The sequence below is a fragment of the Flavobacterium sp. KACC 22758 genome, assembly GCF_028736135.1.
GTDB lineage: Bacteria > Bacteroidota > Bacteroidia > Flavobacteriales > Flavobacteriaceae > Flavobacterium > Flavobacterium johnsoniae.
This window is the reverse complement of record NZ_CP117878.1, coordinates 1,050,554-1,067,216: the sequence shown is the minus strand read 5'-3', so window position 1 is coordinate 1,067,216 and position 16,663 is coordinate 1,050,554. Positions and strand designations below refer to the sequence as shown.

Here is a 16,663-nt window from a genome sequence, read left to right as displayed (position 1 = left end):
TTAAATAAAAGATAAACCTGAAAATGCCATTAAACTTAATAAACCTGTAGAAGTCTAATTGCTATAAACCTTTAAAAAAGACGAAAAATGAAAAAATTATTTATTGCTGCTTTATTATTCGTTGGAATAGTAAGTTTTGCACAAGACATCAATCAGAAACCGGCACAAGATCAACGCGAAAAATTAACTCCGGAACAACGCAGTGAGAAACATTTGCAAAAATTAACTTCTGATTTGAACTTAGATAAAAATCAACAGGAACAGGTAAAACAGCTTTTGGCTGAAAGAAGTGCAAAAGCAGAAAAGTTTAGAGAAGATAGAAAAAACAACAAAACAAAACCTACAGCTGAAGAAAAAGAAGCATTTAAAAAACAAATGAAAGCTGATAAAGAAGCGACTGATGCTAAAATGAAAGCCATTTTAAATGCTGATCAATACACAAAATGGACAGCTTTAAAAAAAGACTATAAAGATCACAAAGGAGACCACAAAGGTCATTTTAAATCACCACAGGAACGTGACCAAGCTCATTTGCAAAAACTGACAACTGATTTAAACTTAAATGCAGATCAGCAAAAACAAATCGGTGAACTTTTATCTGACAGAAGTACAAAAATGGCGATGCTTAAAAAAAGCAGAAGAGATTCTGGTATTCAGCCAACAGATGCTGACAAAAAAGCCATGAAAAAACAAATGGAAGAAGATCACAAAGCGTATGATGCTAAAATGAAATCTATTTTGAATGCAGATCAATATAAAAAATGGACCGCAATTCAAAAAGAGCATAAAGACAAAATGAAAGAACACAGAAAAGACAAAAAATAATGCATAAAAAAAGAGGCTTTAAAAGCCTCTTTTTTGTTATTAAAATGTTTTCGAAACCTTGTCGATCGCATTAATTGTAAAATCTAAATCTTCATACGTTAAAGCATCTGTAATAAACCAAGTTTCGTATGCAGATGGTGCAATGTAAACTCCTTCCTGCAGTAATCCGTGGAAGAATTTCCTAAACGTTTCGTTATCTCCTTTTGCAGCAGTTTTAAAATCTGTCACCGGATCTGCATCAAAGTGAACCGAAATCATAGAACCTACTCTATTAATCGTAAATACAACATTATTAGCTTTTAAAACTCTGTCGATTCCTGCTTCTAAATAAGCTGTTTTTTCTTCTAAACGTGTAAAAATTTCTCTATCTGAATCAAGAGCTTTTAACATTGCCAATCCAGCAGCCATTGCTAACGGATTTCCAGATAATGTTCCTGCCTGATAAACGGGTCCAAGAGGAGCTAAATAATTCATGATTTCTTCGCGTGCTGCAAATGCTCCAACAGGAAGCCCCCCGCCAATAACTTTTCCGAAAGTCACAATATCAGCATCAATTCCATATAATTCCTGAACTCCGCCGCGTGCTAAACGGAAACCAGTCATTACCTCATCAAAAATCAATAAGATTCCGTTTGCTGTACACAAATCTCTTAAACCTTGCAAGAAACCTTTTGCTGGTGGAATACAACCCATATTTCCAGCAACAGCTTCGATAATGATAGCAGCAATTTCTCCTTTGTTAGCTTCTATTAAAGTTTTTACATTCTCTAAATCATTGTATTTTGCTAATAAAGTATCTTTTGCAGTTCCTTCTGTAACCCCTGGACTATTTGGAGATCCAAAAGTTACTGCCCCGCTTCCTGCCTGAATCAGGAATGAATCAGAATGTCCGTGGTAGCAACCTGCAAATTTGATGATTTTGTCTCTTTTAGTAAATCCGCGAGCCAGACGAATTGCGCTCATACAAGCTTCTGTACCCGAATTTACAAAACGTATTTTGTCAATATTTGGAACCATAGAAACGGCTAAAGCAGCAATTTCTGTTTCCAATTCTGTCGGCATTCCAAATGAAGTTCCCAGTTTTGCTTTTTCGATTACAGCATCAACAACCGGCTGATAAGCATGGCCTAAAACCATTGGTCCCCAAGAGTTGATGTAATCTATTAATTTGTTTCCGTCTTCATCATATAAATAAGCACCTTTGGCACTTTTTACAAAAATCGGAGTTCCGCCAACTGCTTTAAAGGCTCTTACTGGTGAATTTACTCCTCCCGGAATTACTTTTTCTGCTTCAGCAAAAAGCTGACTACTTCTTTTATATAACATTCTTATTTTAGATTTCTTGATAATTGTTAATTGTCAATTATCAATTGATAATTATTTCACTCTCAACCTCTGCCCAATCGAAATTGCATTATCAGTTAGATTATTCTTTTGTTTTAAATCATCAACTAATAAGTTGAATTTTTTCGAAATTGAGTATAACGTATCTCCTTTTTGAACTTCGTATAAATTAGGATCGTTTGAATTCATATTGATCTTAGGGTCTGACGCGACATCATAAGATGATTTTTTTGGCGGAACCGAAGTATTAATTGGCACATAGTTTCTTCCTGTAACCTGACAATCATATTGATGCAGATTATAACGTTCAATATAACTAATCAGCTTGTCTGGATATTTCGGATCTGTTGCATAACCTGCCGCTCTCAAACCTTTTGCCCAGGATTTATAATCGTCTTTTTCGTAAGTAAATAAGGTCGCATATCGCTTTTTCCCAACCAAAAATAAGGCATGATCTCTATAGGATTCAGATGCCTGCGGATATTTTCTAAAACATTCCTGAGCTGAGTCATCGTCGTGGCGAACACTTTCTCCCAGCCAATCATTATGACATTTAATTCCAAAATGATTATTAGCATCTACAGCTAAATCTCCTCTGCCCGCACCCGATTCTAAAATTCCCTGTGCTAAAATAATACTTGCCGGAATGCCGTAAGTTTTCATGTTTCCCATTGCAATGTCTTTGTATTGCAAAACATAATTATTGATTAAATCACTGGTAACAACTGTTTTTGAAGTAGATTGAATAACCTCAGTTGTATTATTTGTCGAAGGATATTTAGCAGTAGGTTTAGCAGAAGTAGTTCTTTTTGCTGATGCGGTTCTGGTTTGAACGGCTGCCGCTTTTTTAGTCGTCGCGATGGCAGGCTTACTAGAAGAGCAGCTTGCTAAAGCTAATATTACGAGAAGTAATACAATTTTTTTAATCATTGGTTTTGAGTATTGGTAATTTCTTCTGCTTCAACTTTATATTCATTCCGTCTATTCCCTGCAATCCGCCTGTGTGAATGAGTAAAATTTTTGAATGTGCAGGAAAATAATTTTTGTTTATTAAATCTATAACGCCAAAAACCATCTTTCCTGTATAAATTGGATCTAAGGGCACTTTTGTTTCTTCAAAAAAAGAATTAATAAATTCAATTAATTCTAAATTTATCTTGCCATAACCTCCAAAATGATAGTCAGAAATTAAATTCCAGTTATCTTTATTTGCAAAAATACGAATTTCATCGTTTAAAAAGTCACCTTTTAACGCTGGAAAGCCCAAAATTTTCTGATTTGGCAATGCATTATTAATTAATCCCGAAATTGTGCCGCCTGTTCCAACTGCACAGCATACGTAATTAAAAACCGAATCTTCTTCTGTCAAAATCTCCTCGCAGCCCTTTACAGCAAGTTCATTTGTTCCTCCTTCCGGAACCAAATAAAAATCACCGAACTTGTCTTTCAGCTTTTCTATAAACGACTTTTCACTTTTTAAACGGTACTCTTCTCTCGAAACAAACTCAAACTGCATTCCGTTTTCCTGAGCAAATTTCAAGGTTGGATTTTCCTGTATTTTGTCCAAAAGTTCATCGCCTCGAATTATTCCGATGGTTTTAAAGCCTTGTTCTTTTCCTGCATAAGCAACTGCTGCAATATGATTGGAAAATGCTCCGCCAAAAGTCAGTAAAGTTTCTTTATTTTCGGCTTTTGCCTTAAGTAAATTGTATTTTAGTTTTCTGAATTTATTGCCCGAAACAAACGGATGAATTAAATCTTCACGCTTTATAGTCAGCGAAATATGATTTGGAAACTGAATATTTATATTTTGATTGAAAACTGGATTCATTTTTAATAGCTGAAAGTCAAAAGTCGAAAGTCAAAAGTGATAATCTTTGTCTTAATACCTTTAATGCTTATTGATTTTTATGTAATGTGAAAACTGAAAAAAAGATCGTTTTTTTAAATAATTCATGTCGGTTTCTTTTGCGTAAGCTTCTCTTTCAAAACTAATATTTCGATACGCCAAAGCCCCATTTTTATATTGAATGAGACGAATTAAATATTCAAAAAAATACCAGATAAAAAACGGAATCACTAGAAGCTCCAATTGTTGTCTTAAATGGATTTTTTCATGATTAACAAAAACTTTATTTGTCTTATCATAATCATATTTTGCAATTACAAACGGAAATACAGCCATTCCTCGATAACCTTTCGGAATTAAATATTTGGCAACAATCAGAAACATTGGCTGTAAAATTTATAAATTTGTAGCTATAAAATTGTTCGATTTCAATAAAATCACAATCAAATATTTATATTTTTGATTTTTAGTTTATTCAAAAAAGAACACGAAGCAGATTTATGAAAGAGCAAAGTAATGAAAATAAATTAATCGAAGGCGAAGATTTTTACTATACGCCCGAAGGTTATAAATGCTTTACTGAAAAACATCATTTAAAAAGAGGCTATTGCTGCAAAAGCGGCTGTCGCCATTGTCCGTACGGATATGATAAAAAAACAGGAAGAATAAATAAACCTTCATAAAATTCTATAACACGCAATGAACGTTTTTATCAATAAAAATATACCCGAAGCTGGTCTTAGATTACTTCAGGAAAAAGACATAAATCTGACTATAAATCCAACAGAAAATGTATTATCCAGAGAAGAATTTATTAAAATCTGCCAGAAAAACGATGTTCTTTTAAATGTTGGAACCCAAATTTTTTTTGATGAAGATTTTTTTCAGCAATGTCCCAATTTAAAAGGTATTGCTTTGTTTTCTGTGGGATTTGATTCTGTCAATATTCCATCGGCAAACAGCCATAAAATTCCTATTGGAAATACGCCCGATGTTTTAAGCAGAGCGACATCTGATGTTGCATTTTTATTGATGCAGAGCGTTGCCCGAAAATCATTTTTCAACTATAGAAGAATTTTAAACAACGATTGGGGAAGTTTTGATCCGTTAGCCAATTTAGGGCAGGAACTGTATGGTAAAACTTTAGGAATATTTGGTTTGGGAAGAATTGGTTTTGAAATGGCGCAAAAGTGTAAAGCAGCTTTTGGAATGAACATTATTTACCACAATCGTTCTCGCAAACAAGATGTAGAAAAAGAATTGGATGCTAAATTCGTAGATTTTGAAACCCTGCTTACCGAAAGTGATGTTTTGAGTATTCATGCTAATTACAGTACAGAAAACAATGAGATTTTCAATAAAAATGCTTTTGCTAAAATGAAATCGAATTCGATTTTCATTAATACCGCAAGAGGAAAATTTCATAATGAAAATGATTTGTTTGAGGCGCTGACTAATAATATAATCTGGGGCGCTGGATTAGACGTTACCAATCCCGAACCAATGAAACAAGATAATCCGTTATTGTCGCTTGCAAATTGCTGCGTTTTACCGCATATTGGTTCAGCAACATACGAAGCCCGAAACGGAATGGCTGTTTGTGCAGCACAAAATGTAATTGCGGTTATTGAAGGCAAAAAAATGCCGTTTTGTGTTAATGAGGAAGTTTATTCTTAATGAGATAATGTGGCAATTTGATAATTAAGATAATTTCCCAATCTAAAATCAACAATCTAAAATATCAAATATGGATATTCGTTCGAGAAAATTTAGGATTACAATCCACAAATCCTATCATAGGTCGGATATCCGTTATCCCTAGTTTTTTAATTAGAAAATGTGACAATTTGAAAATTAGATATTTAAATAAATTTCAGATTTTAAATTGCAATTTCGCTGGGTAATATTTCGCTCCGCTGGAGCTTTTGTATTGGTGTAATTATTGTTTTTCTGTAAATATTTCGCCTTTCCAAGGCTTTATTTTATCAGCTCCAGAAGAGCTAAATATTTATAGAACCAATTAACAGTCCATCATTTTTGAGCAGTGGCGCAGCATATTTAAATAGATTTTTCTAAACTTAAAAGCTCCGTGAGGAGCGATATATTTATAGAAATAACCGTCAGTCACATTTGAGCCCCAGCGGGGCGGCATAATTAAAAAAACAAAAAATTAATCTGCTGTTAATCTAACTGTAATAACTTAGCATCTTAGATCCTCAGCACCTTAGCATCTCTAAAAAAATGACTTTCAAAGAACAAATACAACAAGGAATACCTTCTATATTACCTCCAAAGCAGGCATTTGACCCAGCTATTAATCACGCTCCGAAAAGAAAAGAAATTCTTTCGGCAGAAGAAAAAAAGCTGGCGCTGAAAAATGCTTTGCGCTATTTTGATCCAAAACATCACGCCGAATTAATTCCTGAATTTTCAGAAGAATTAGAAACATACGGACGTATTTATATGTATCGTCTTCGTCCTGATTACAGAATGTACGCAAGACCTATTGACGAATATCCGGGAAAATCATTGCTGGCAAAAGCGATTATGCACATGATTCAGAACAATCTGGATTATGCCGTAGCGCAACACCCGCATGAATTGATTACCTATGGAGGAAACGGTGCTGTTTTTCAAAACTGGGCACAATATTTATTGACGATGCAATATTTGTCTGAAATGACAGATGAGCAGACTTTAACCATGTATTCAGGTCACCCAATGGGATTGTTCCCTTCTCATAAAGAAGCGCCAAGAGTTGTGGTAACAAACGGAATGGTAATCCCGAATTATTCTAAACCGGACGATTGGGAGAAAATGAATGCTTTAGGAGTTTCACAATATGGGCAAATGACAGCAGGAAGTTATATGTATATTGGCCCGCAGGGAATTGTACATGGAACAACCATTACAGTTTTAAACGGTTTTAGAAAAATAAAACAAAATCCAGAAGGAAGTTTATTTGTAACTTCGGGTCTTGGCGGAATGTCAGGCGCACAGCCAAAAGCCGGAAATATTGCAGGTTGTATTACGGTCTGCGCCGAAGTAAATCCGAAGATTACCAAAATCCGTCACGAACAAGGATGGATTAATGAAGTTGTAACTTCGACAGACGAATTGGTTGCCAGAGTAGCTTTGGCGAAAGCCAATAAAGAAACCGTTTCTATAGCTTATTTAGGAAATGTGGTTGACGTTTGGGAGCGTTTTGATCAGGAAAACATCAAGATTGATTTAGGTTCAGATCAGACTTCACTTCATAATCCGTGGGCTGGAGGTTATTATCCGGTTGGAGTTTCTTTTGAAGATGCCAATAAAATGATGGCTGAGAATCCAGAATTATTTAAAGTAAAAGTTCAGGAAACGTTACGCCGTCATGCAGATGCTATTAATAAACACACTGCTAAAGGAACTTACTTTTTTGATTATGGAAATGCCTTTTTACTAGAAGCTTCTCGTGCAGGAGCTGATGTAATGGCCGAAAATAATATCGATTTTAAATATCCTAGTTATGTTCAGGATATTATGGGACCAATGTGTTTCGATTACGGATTTGGTCCTTTCCGCTGGGTTTGTACTTCAGGAAAACCAGAAGATTTATTAAAAACAGACGCCATTGCCTGCGGAGTTTTAGAAAAAATGGCCGAAACAGCTCCAAATGAAATCCAGCAGCAAATGCAGGATAACATTAAGTGGATTAAAGGCGCACAGGAAAATAAATTGGTTGTAGGCTCTCAAGCTCGTATTTTATATGCTGATGCTGAAGGAAGAATTAAAATCGCCGAAGCATTTAATCAGGCAATTGCAAAAGGCGAAATTGGCGCAGTTGTTTTAGGACGCGATCACCACGACGTTTCCGGAACTGACTCACCTTACAGAGAGACTTCAAACATTTATGATGGATCTCGCTTTACTGCCGATATGGCGATTCATAACGTGATTGGCGACAGCTTTAGAGGAGCAACCTGGGTTTCTATTCATAATGGCGGCGGCGTTGGCTGGGGAGAGGTTATAAACGGCGGATTTGGTATGGTTCTTGATGGTTCTACAGAGGCTTCAAAGCGTTTAGCGTCAATGCTTTTCTGGGATGTTAACAACGGAATTTCAAGACGAAGCTGGGCAAGAAACGAGGGTGCTGTTTTTGCTATAAAAAGAGCAATGGAAGTTGAGCCGTTATTAAAAGTAACTTTACCTAATCTAGTCGATGAAAGTTTGCTTTAATTAAAATTGAGAACATTAATTCTTAGAAATATGAAAACACTTAAGTTAATTCCACTTTTGTTACTGCTGATACTTAGCTCTTGCAGTACTGTGACTGTTTATTCTGATTATGACAAAACTGTCGATTTTGCGCCTTATAAAACATACGCTTACTTTAAGCCCGGAATTGACAAAGTCGAAATATCAGATTTAGATAAAAGAAGAATTCTTCGCGCAATTGATGACCAAATGGCTGCTAAAGGTTTTACAAAAAGCGACAATCCTGATTTATTGGTAAATATTTTTACAAAATCAAGAGAGCAGGTTGATGTAAACCAATTCAGTGCCGGATGGGGCTACGGCTGGGGATGGGGCTGGAATCCGTGGATGATGTACGGAAACCAAACTACTGTTTCTACTTCTACCGAAGGAACTTTATACATTGATTTAATCGATGCCAAAAAGAAAGAAATGATCTGGCAGGGTGAAGGAATTGGTACTTTGACAAGAAACATCGATAAAAAAGATGAAAGAATTGCCGAATTTGTTGCTAAAATTTTAGCTCAATATCCGCCGGTGAAGAAATAGTTTTCAGTCACAGTTGGTAGTTTTCAGCTTTTATAAAACTTTAAATAGTTGTGAACTTTCCAAAATAATTAATACATTTGCTGTTCAATCAGCTAAAAAAATGAAAAACTTTAACAACATTATTATCGCTATTATCAGCATTATTGCAATTCTGCAATGATGGCGAGGTGTTATATAAGTTTGTAAAATATAATTTATAGAAACCTCCCAATTGGGAGGTTTTTTATTTTAAAAAAGATTTTAAATCAAATATTTTTTTGCCACAGATTTCACAGATTAAAAAATCATCCTTTAAATCTGTGGCAAAAAATGAAAACAAAAACATCATGAGTTTATTTAAAGAAGTACTTAATGCCAAAAAGCAGCTCGAAAATGTAATTTCTGCTACGCCTTTAACCCAAAATTTGAATCTTTCAGACGAATTCAAATCTACTATTTTATTAAAACGAGAAGATTTACAAATTGTTCGTTCATACAAAATTCGGGGCGCTTACAATAAGATTTCTTCGTTAAACGAAAAAGAAAAAGCAAACGGAATTGTCTGTGCCAGTGCTGGTAATCATGCACAGGGTGTTGCTTATTCTTGTAATCTTCTTAAAATAAACGGCAAAATCTATATGCCAAAAACAACTCCAAAACAAAAAGTAAAGCAAGTACAATTGTTTGGAAAAAAGTTTGTTGAAATTGTTTTAACCGGAGATACATTTGATGATGCGTATGCCTCAGCAACTGCAGATGCCATCAAAAACCACAAAACTTTTATTCACCCTTTTGATGACGAAAAAGTAATTGCCGGACAGGGAACTGTTGGATTAGAAATATTGGAAACATATAAAGAGCCTATTGATTATGTTTTTGTACCTATTGGCGGCGGCGGACTGGCTTCTGGATTGTCGGAAGTTTTCAGGCATTTAAGTCCGAATACTAAAATTATTGGCGTTGAGCCAAAAGGTGCTCCTTCGATGAAAACTTCCATAGAAGAAAATAAAAATACGGCACTAAAAACAATCGACAAATTTGTTGATGGTGCAGCAGTGAAACAAGTTGGTGATAAAACTTTTGAAATCTGCCGTTATAATCTAGAAGACATTATTCTCGTTCCAGAGGGAAAAGTCTGCACAACCATTTTAAGATTGTACAATGAAGAGGCGATGGTTGTAGAACCTGCAGGCGCTTTAACTATTGCAGCTTTGGATTTTTACAAGGATAAAATTAAAGGTAAAAATGTAGTCTGCGTTGTAAGCGGCAGTAACAACGATATTGAAAGAACTGCTGAAATAAAAGAACGTTCTCTGCTTTATGAAGGTTTAATGCATTATTTCATGATTCAGTTTCCGCAGCGTCCGGGAGCTTTAAAAGAATTTGTAAATAATATTTTAGGTCCGGATGATGACATTACTTATTTTCAGTTTGCCAAGAAAAACAGCCGCGAAGTTGGTTCTGTTGTAGTTGGTTTAGAATTAAAAAAGAAAAAAGATATTCTGCCTATCAAAATGAAAATGACACAATACGGTTTTGAATTTCAATACTTAAACGATAATCAGGATTTGTTTACGCAATTAATAGGATAAATTGATAAAATAAAAGGCTGCCTAAAAAAATTAGACAGCCTTTTAAGCATCAATATAAAATTACTAATTGAACCCTTAATTGATAATTATTGTTTTAATACTTTTTTAGAATAAGATCCTGCACCATCGTTTACTCTCACAATATAAACTCCTTTTGGAAGTCTCGAAACTTCAATTTCAGAAAGATTTCCTTTTACAAAATTTACATTTCGTTTTAACACGCTTTGTCCGTTGATATTGAATATTTCTACATCGGCACTGCCTTCGTGATTTGTTTCAATTTTTAAATGATTGCTTACTTCATCAATATAAACAGCCATATCAGCTGTATTTTCATTTTCTTCAGGGCTTACAGATAACGCTTTTTTTGCCGTAGACTCAACCTGAACAAACTGCCATTGCTGATTTAATCCTCCTGTATAATCCCAAACCTGAATATTGGCTCCATTTGCTGTAGAAACGCTTTCAACATCAAGAGACTTACCAGTATTTACATTCGTAATTTTATAATATCCTCCACCAAGACTTTCAACCGTCCATTTAAATTCATTAGAATTAGAGAAAGTTCTCTGCTGTACTTTTAGTCCATTTGCTGTTCCATTATTTTCAACTGCAAGATACATTCCGGTTGATTTTACTATAATGTAATAATTGCCGGCTCCATCAGAAACAAATCTCCAACGCTGGTTATTTCCACCGCCGTTAGTTATATCATATTGCTGAATTCTTCCACCGCTTGTTGATGAATTATCTGCTACGTCAAGTCCTTTATTACTGTTTCTCGAAATGATATTATAATATCCCGGAAAACCAGTTGGAGGCGGCGTTCCTGCTCCCCATGTAAAAGTAACTGCTGACGAACCCGGAACTGCATAATTAAACGCTGATGAACCCGAAACCACTTTTATTGTATTTGATGATCCGGAAGTATTATATACTACAAGAGCGATAGATCCGTCAGGATTTTTAAATCCAACTGACAAAATACTGCCGCTTGTGCTCGAAGAACCAATTCTTAATGCACCCGGTTTTACATATTTAGAAATTTGCCCAATAATATAATACGCCACATTTCTGGTATAACTCGTACTGTTATTAACCGTAATCGCACCTAAACACGTGTTGCATCCGCCTGGCGTGCGCGGTCCTAAACTAGAATTATTGGCTGCATTCCATTCTAAAACTGTTTTAGACCAGTTGTTGGTGCTTCCAATAACTACATTTTGCATGTGCCAGCCAAAATCGCCGCTAAAACTCCCGCCCGAACCTGTATATTGTTCTGTAAAATAAACGTTTTTGTTTGTTTGAGTCTTTACAGTTGACATTGCAGAAATATTTCCTAAATACAAATGAAACGCAGCACCGTCAACATAACTGCTGTTGTTTAATACATCTATTGGATAAGCTGTATTGTCACAGTTATGATCAAAAGCTATGATTTTGACATTTCCAAAACCCGCTGATGCCATTTGAGGCCCAAGCTGCTGGTTAATAAAATTCTTTTGTTCTGTAGAATTCATCAGCATACTTGGTTCATTATGCGGATTTTCAGGTTCATTTTGAGGTGTGATTGCCCAAATTGGAATTCCCTGTGCCTGCATAGCTTGAAGATATTTTACAAAATATCTTGCATAAGCAGCATAATATTGTGTCTGCAGACTTCCTCCTATCCATGAATTGTTAGTCTTCATCCAGCGGGGCGCTGACCACGGTGTTGCCAATATTTTAATGTTTGGATTGATCTGCTGGATCTTTTTAATAATTGGAATTAAATACGTTAGATCCGGTCCGTTCAAACTAAAATTGTTCATATTGGTATCGCCGGAAGTTTCATTATAACTATAAGAAGAACTGCTTAAATCTGAAGCTGCAATACTAATACGAACTACGCTTGCATTTAATCCTGTATTTGGATTATACAAATCATTTAATAATTGATTTTGCTGTGTTGCCGCCATTCCGCTGATTACTTCGGCACTTCCTTCGGTAAGTGTGTAACCAAAACCGTCCATTGTCTGGTAAGTCGTTCCTGCGTTAACCGTAACTGTTGAGGGATTTGTCCCGGAATTGGTTCCGAAATTTACTGTACCTTGCTGCTGCAGGAGTCTTGTCTGATCGCCAGATGTTATAAAAGGTGTAACAGTCTGAGCGCTTACATTAATACATAAAAGCATGATAATGACCTGCATTATGCTTCTCACTCGATTTGTAGGTTTTTGAGTAGTTTTGTGCATTTTTTTGTGGTTTTTGAGGTTTGTAGATAGTTAAATTTTTCTCATTTTATTATGATTAATTTTATTAAAACGCATCGAAATTAATTCAATTTTCACGAAATCGATATAATTTGAACTTTACAAATACACATCATTTGTAAAAATTAACTTAACAAAAACTCATCTTCATTTTTCATAAATACCTGAAAATCAATTATTTAATATTTTAAAAATCATAAAATAACTAATCTTATTTTTTACATTGATTAGAATATTCTAAAAATCAATTCTTTAATCAATATGCAGCCTATTTTATGATGTTATAAAATTTTCACAAATGACAAATATCATAGAACAAACTTGGAGTTATGGCGTATTTTTGCATTTCAATTTTAGATAGAGAATCATGTCAGAACTTAAAGATATTTCAACCTTAGAAGACATCAAACAAATGGTTGACAGCTTTTATGCCAATGTTAGAAAAGATGATCTAATAGGCCCAATTTTTAATGACAAACTACAAGACCGCTGGGAACCTCATCTGCAAAAAATGTACGGATTCTGGCAGACTATTTTATTTGATGTTCGGGCTTATTCCGGAACTCCCTTTCCGCCGCACAAACAACTGCCGGTTGATAAAACGCATTTTGACCGCTGGATTGCCATTTTTAATACTACAATCGATGCTCAGTTTGCAGGCGTGATTACCAAAGAAGCAAAAATGCGTGCCACAAACATGGCATTTATGTTCAGTCATAAAATTGAATATTTCAGGAATGCTGAGAATGAATTGAGAAATGCCGCAAAAAAATCTTAGAAAATTTCTTTCAAATAACAAACAGAATTTTATATTTGGCTAAAATGAATTAATCCCAAATCTATATTTCTTTGTTATGAAAAAAGCAATCTCATTTGTTATTATCTGTTTTACATTTATAAATCAATTAGCGGCACAATCACAAGCCCCGTTTTCTAATTTATATAAAGGAACGGTTGATGGAAAAACGCCAGTTACTTTTTATATTAAAGCAACAGAAAACCAATGTACGGCCGATTTAAGTTATGTAGCAATATACCGTTATAAATCAAACAAATGGCTTCATCTGGATATTACACAGAACAGAAAAGCTGAAAATGAATTCATTATGGTTGAACATGGTTTCAGCGGTGTTTTGATTTTAAAGAAAACTGGAAATACTTTCTCTGGTTTATGGATTAGTCCCGATACTAAAAAGCAGTTAAAAATAGATTTAAAAGAAGTTTCAATGACTAAAAAAGAAATCGAAAACTACGAACAAACTCTGGAAAGAGTAAGTTTTGAAAATAACGACTGCTAAAATTTCTATTTTTTTATTAACGATCTAAAATCTACAAAAACGCAATAAAAATCAGTTTCGAATAAAAATTTTGTGATGAAATGCAAAAATTAGGAGTCTAAATTCGTAATTTTACATTCTAATCTACAACGTTTTCGAAATGAATGCATCTATAGAAACCAATCCGTTATTAGAACGATTGCCAAAACATTTAAAGCAATTTATTAAACCTCAGGATTATAGTGATTATACACCAATTAATCAGGCGGTTTGGCGATATGTTATGCGCAAAAATGTAGATTATCTCTCAAAAGTTGCACATCATTCTTATTTAGATGGTTTACGCAAAACGGGAATCGAAATTGATTCTATTCCGAGTATGTACGGAATGAACCGTATTTTAACCGAAATTGGCTGGGCTGCGGTCGCTGTTGATGGTTTTATTCCGCCAAATGCTTTTATGGAGTTTCAGGCTTATAATGTTTTGGTTATTGCATCAGACATTCGACAATTAGAACATATTGAATATACGCCTGCTCCAGACATCATTCACGAAGGTGCCGGACATGCTCCTATTATTGCAAATCCTGAATATGCTGAATATTTAAGACGTTTTGGTGAAATTGGATGCAAAGCAATTTCATCTCATAAAGATTATCAGATGTATGAGGCAATCCGACTGCTTTCGATTTTAAAAGAAGCCGAAGATACGCCGCAGGAAAAAATCGACGAAGCTGAAAAAGCAGTGGCTGATTTGCAAAATGATATGGGCGAATTGTCTGAAATGGCTCAAATTCGAAATCTGCACTGGTGGACGGTTGAATACGGTTTGATTGGAACGATTGAAAACCCTAAAATATACGGCGCCGGATTACTTTCTTCAATTGGCGAAAGTGCTTGGTGCATGACTGATAATGTAAAGAAAATCCCTTATGATATTTCGGCTGCAAATCAGAATTTTGATATTACGCAGTTACAGCCGCAACTTTATGTAACTCCTACTTTTTCTTATTTAAGTTTAGTTTTGGAAGAGTTTGCCAATAAAATGGCACTTCGTACCGGAGGACTTTCGGGAATAAAAAAACTAATTCAATCCAATGCTCTGGGCACAATTGAATTGAGTACAGGTTTACAAATTTCAGGAGTTTTTACGAATGTTATTGAAGAAGAGGGAAAACCGGTTTACATTCAAACAACCGGAAAAACAGCTTTATCATATAGAGAAAAAGAATTAGTAGGTCACGGAACTTTAACGCATCCGCACGGATTTGGAAGTCCGATTGGGAAATTGAAAGGTTTTAACCTGGCTATTGAAGATATGAGTCCAAAGGATTTACAGGCTTACAGTATTGTTGAAAACGAAACCGTAAAACTGGAGTTTGAAGGGAATATTATTGTAGAAGGTGAAATTATCACCGGATCGCGAAACTTACACGGCGAAATTATTTTAATCAGTTTTAGAAATTGTACTGTAACGCATGGCGAAACCATTTTGTTTCAGCCTGATTGGGGAAATTATGATATGGCAATTGGCAAAAAAGTGATTTCTGCTTTTTCCGGTCCTGCTGATGTAAATAGTTTTGACTTAATTAATATTGTTCCGTCTACAAAAACTATTAAAGCAAAACATACTGAAGAGCGCGACGAATTAGAGAATTTGTACGCAAAAGTAAGAGAGATCAGAAAAAATAAAGGTTCTAAAACGGAACTTAAATCTGTTTTTGAAAATTTAAAAAATAATCATTCTAACGATTGGCTTTTGTCTGTTGAAATTGCAGAACTTCTAAAGGATTCTGATGAAAAACAACTTTTACAGGAAGTCTTGGTTCATTTAGACCAACTGAAAGAAAAACGTCCAGAAATTGCGCATTTGATTTCCGGCGGATTGGATTTGATTTTTGATAAAGAAGCTGTATAAAATATTGCCCGCTGATTGTACTGATTTAAGCTAATGAACACAGATTTTTTAAATCTTACAAAGTTGCAAAGCATATTTTATTAATGCCTATTAAAACTTAAACAAATTCCAGTGGAAACCCGTTTCATCGGTTAAATTTGTGGGCAAAAAACCTTAAATATTAAAAATTACAATTTCAAATCCTGATTCAGCTCAGTTTCTGATTCAATGGTTTTTCCGTTGTATTGCAGTTTCCAGCCCATTGAATTGGTCAGGATTAAAATCTTAGATAATTCGCTTATTAATCTATTTTGGGCATTTGTTTTTAGCGTTGACTGGTCGATTTTTTTCGCCAGATTGGCTTTTACTGATTTGTTGATTTTATTGTAGTCATCTCCAGTAAACGGATTCAGTTTGCTTTGTTCTACATCATAAAACTGAATATCAGGATTGATTGTGATTTCTTCTTTTGGAATATTTAGAATCGTGATTGTTTTGTTTTTTTCGTCGATATCGTATTTCATTTTATGCAAATCGTAGGCAACGGTTACATTGGCATTAACTACAATAAGTGCTTTTTTCTCAAAAGAAATCATGTTCATCAAATATTTCTGTTGATTTTTATAGGTGATGACTTCTGAGAAATGTCCTTCGGTAACAACTAGTTTTCCAACATTTAAAATCTGCTGCTGAATCAAATTAGTATTGTACTGAATATCAGAATCGTCTTCTTTCTTAAACTGGCAATATTTAAAAGCCAGAACAATTAATAAAACAATAATTCCAACACCTATAATTCTTTTGATTAAGTTTTGCATTCTTCTAAAATATTTTAGACCAATTTACTTCATTTTTTTCTTTTT

At 34.6% G+C, this 16,663-nt stretch carries 15 protein-coding genes; 9 read left to right on the top strand and 6 right to left on the bottom strand.

Translation table 11 applies throughout. From position 1 onward, the window contains the following. Positions 1-87 precede the first annotated feature (87 nt). On the top strand, positions 88-825 hold the full coding sequence (locus PQ462_RS04675) for a hypothetical protein (RefSeq protein WP_274252530.1): 738 nt from the start codon (positions 88-90) through the stop codon (positions 823-825). Positions 826-864: 39 nt separating this feature from the next. Here the strand turns inward: PQ462_RS04675 and hemL are convergent, their stop codons facing one another. Genes hemL through PQ462_RS04655 form a run of 4 tightly spaced genes read right to left on the bottom strand, consistent with a single transcriptional unit; the run spans position 865 to position 4,402 of the window. Beyond that, positions 865-2,151, bottom strand: coding sequence for a glutamate-1-semialdehyde 2,1-aminomutase (hemL, locus tag PQ462_RS04670; RefSeq protein WP_274252529.1), 1,287 nt, complete (start codon positions 2,149-2,151; stop codon positions 865-867). Positions 2,152-2,202: 51 nt separating this feature from the next. Further along, positions 2,203-3,099, bottom strand: a complete 897-nt coding sequence (locus PQ462_RS04665; protein WP_274252528.1) for a glucosaminidase domain-containing protein — start codon at positions 3,097-3,099, stop codon at positions 2,203-2,205. Next, positions 3,092-4,000 carry a 1-aminocyclopropane-1-carboxylate deaminase/D-cysteine desulfhydrase gene (locus PQ462_RS04660; RefSeq protein WP_274252527.1) on the bottom strand — a complete coding sequence of 303 codons (909 nt, stop codon included), beginning with the start codon at positions 3,998-4,000 and terminating at the stop codon, positions 3,092-3,094. The genes PQ462_RS04665 and PQ462_RS04660 overlap by 8 nt, the downstream gene beginning before the upstream one ends. A 60-nt stretch (positions 4,001-4,060) precedes the next feature. Next, complete coding sequence (locus tag PQ462_RS04655; protein ID WP_121362100.1) at positions 4,061-4,402, bottom strand: hypothetical protein; 342 nt, start codon at positions 4,400-4,402, stop codon at positions 4,061-4,063. 116 nt (positions 4,403-4,518) lie between these two features. Here PQ462_RS04655 and PQ462_RS04650 point away from each other — a divergent pair, with 116 nt between their 5' ends. The 5 genes from PQ462_RS04650 to ilvA all read left to right on the top strand — a co-directional run bounded on the left by PQ462_RS04650 (position 4,519) and on the right by ilvA (position 10,374). Then, positions 4,519-4,701: a DUF5522 domain-containing protein gene (locus PQ462_RS04650; RefSeq protein ID WP_012023986.1), complete on the top strand. Its 183-nt coding sequence runs from the start codon at positions 4,519-4,521 to the stop codon at positions 4,699-4,701. A 16-nt stretch (positions 4,702-4,717) separates the two neighbouring features. Continuing rightward, on the top strand, positions 4,718-5,695 hold the full coding sequence (locus tag PQ462_RS04645; protein WP_274252526.1) for a 2-hydroxyacid dehydrogenase: 978 nt from the start codon (positions 4,718-4,720) through the stop codon (positions 5,693-5,695). Between the two features lie 564 nt (positions 5,696-6,259). Further along, positions 6,260-8,236 carry a urocanate hydratase gene (locus PQ462_RS04640; protein WP_274252525.1) on the top strand — a complete coding sequence of 659 codons (1,977 nt, stop codon included), beginning with the start codon at positions 6,260-6,262 and terminating at the stop codon, positions 8,234-8,236. Between the two features lie 30 nt (positions 8,237-8,266). Next, the gene (locus PQ462_RS04635) at positions 8,267-8,803 is read left to right on the top strand and encodes a DUF4136 domain-containing protein (RefSeq protein ID WP_012023983.1); all 537 of its coding nucleotides are present in this window, start codon (positions 8,267-8,269) and stop codon (positions 8,801-8,803) included. Between the two features lie 326 nt (positions 8,804-9,129). Continuing rightward, the gene (gene ilvA / locus PQ462_RS04630) at positions 9,130-10,374 is read left to right on the top strand and encodes a threonine ammonia-lyase IlvA (RefSeq protein ID WP_274252524.1); all 1,245 of its coding nucleotides are present in this window, start codon (positions 9,130-9,132) and stop codon (positions 10,372-10,374) included. Between the two features lie 86 nt (positions 10,375-10,460). Here the strand turns inward: ilvA and PQ462_RS04625 are convergent, their stop codons facing one another. Next, on the bottom strand, positions 10,461-12,608 hold the full coding sequence (locus tag PQ462_RS04625; RefSeq protein WP_274252523.1) for an RICIN domain-containing protein: 2,148 nt from the start codon (positions 12,606-12,608) through the stop codon (positions 10,461-10,463). A 385-nt stretch (positions 12,609-12,993) separates the two neighbouring features. On the opposite strand from PQ462_RS04625, the gene PQ462_RS04620 reads away from it, so the two are divergent. From PQ462_RS04620 to PQ462_RS04610, 3 genes are all read left to right on the top strand, one after another. Beyond that, positions 12,994-13,404: a group III truncated hemoglobin gene (locus PQ462_RS04620; RefSeq protein ID WP_274252522.1), complete on the top strand. Its 411-nt coding sequence runs from the start codon at positions 12,994-12,996 to the stop codon at positions 13,402-13,404. Positions 13,405-13,480: 76 nt separating this feature from the next. Continuing rightward, positions 13,481-13,924, top strand: coding sequence for a hypothetical protein (locus PQ462_RS04615; RefSeq protein WP_274252521.1), 444 nt, complete (start codon positions 13,481-13,483; stop codon positions 13,922-13,924). Positions 13,925-14,063: 139 nt separating this feature from the next. Beyond that, on the top strand, positions 14,064-15,821 hold the full coding sequence (locus PQ462_RS04610) for an aromatic amino acid hydroxylase (RefSeq protein ID WP_274252520.1): 1,758 nt from the start codon (positions 14,064-14,066) through the stop codon (positions 15,819-15,821). 167 nt (positions 15,822-15,988) lie between these two features. Here the strand turns inward: PQ462_RS04610 and PQ462_RS04605 are convergent, their stop codons facing one another. Further along, positions 15,989-16,618 (bottom strand): DUF4230 domain-containing protein, encoded by a 630-nt coding sequence (locus PQ462_RS04605; protein WP_274252519.1) that lies wholly within the window; start codon positions 16,616-16,618, stop codon positions 15,989-15,991. Between the last annotated feature and the right edge of the window lie 45 nt (positions 16,619-16,663).

Bases quoted from the DNA above. Each gene is read 5' to 3' on its own strand.
- hemL (WP_274252529.1), bottom strand. From the start codon at position 2,151: ATGTTATATAAAAGAAGTAGTCAGCTTTTTGCTGAAGCAGAAAAAGTA.
- PQ462_RS04675 (WP_274252530.1), top strand. From the start codon at position 88: ATGAAAAAATTATTTATTGCTGCTTTATTATTCGTTGGAATAGTAAGT.
- ilvA (WP_274252524.1), top strand. From the start codon at position 9,130: ATGAGTTTATTTAAAGAAGTACTTAATGCCAAAAAGCAGCTCGAAAAT.
- PQ462_RS04640 (WP_274252525.1), top strand. From the start codon at position 6,260: ATGACTTTCAAAGAACAAATACAACAAGGAATACCTTCTATATTACCT.
- PQ462_RS04615 (WP_274252521.1), top strand. From the start codon at position 13,481: ATGAAAAAAGCAATCTCATTTGTTATTATCTGTTTTACATTTATAAAT.
- PQ462_RS04605 (WP_274252519.1), bottom strand. From the start codon at position 16,618: ATGCAAAACTTAATCAAAAGAATTATAGGTGTTGGAATTATTGTTTTA.
- PQ462_RS04625 (WP_274252523.1), bottom strand. From the start codon at position 12,608: ATGCACAAAACTACTCAAAAACCTACAAATCGAGTGAGAAGCATAATG.
- PQ462_RS04645 (WP_274252526.1), top strand. From the start codon at position 4,718: ATGAACGTTTTTATCAATAAAAATATACCCGAAGCTGGTCTTAGATTA.
- PQ462_RS04655 (WP_121362100.1), bottom strand. From the start codon at position 4,402: ATGTTTCTGATTGTTGCCAAATATTTAATTCCGAAAGGTTATCGAGGA.
- PQ462_RS04665 (WP_274252528.1), bottom strand. From the start codon at position 3,099: ATGATTAAAAAAATTGTATTACTTCTCGTAATATTAGCTTTAGCAAGC.
- PQ462_RS04635 (WP_012023983.1), top strand. From the start codon at position 8,267: ATGAAAACACTTAAGTTAATTCCACTTTTGTTACTGCTGATACTTAGC.
- PQ462_RS04650 (WP_012023986.1), top strand. From the start codon at position 4,519: ATGAAAGAGCAAAGTAATGAAAATAAATTAATCGAAGGCGAAGATTTT.
- PQ462_RS04610 (WP_274252520.1), top strand. From the start codon at position 14,064: ATGAATGCATCTATAGAAACCAATCCGTTATTAGAACGATTGCCAAAA.
- PQ462_RS04660 (WP_274252527.1), bottom strand. From the start codon at position 4,000: ATGAATCCAGTTTTCAATCAAAATATAAATATTCAGTTTCCAAATCAT.
- PQ462_RS04620 (WP_274252522.1), top strand. From the start codon at position 12,994: ATGTCAGAACTTAAAGATATTTCAACCTTAGAAGACATCAAACAAATG.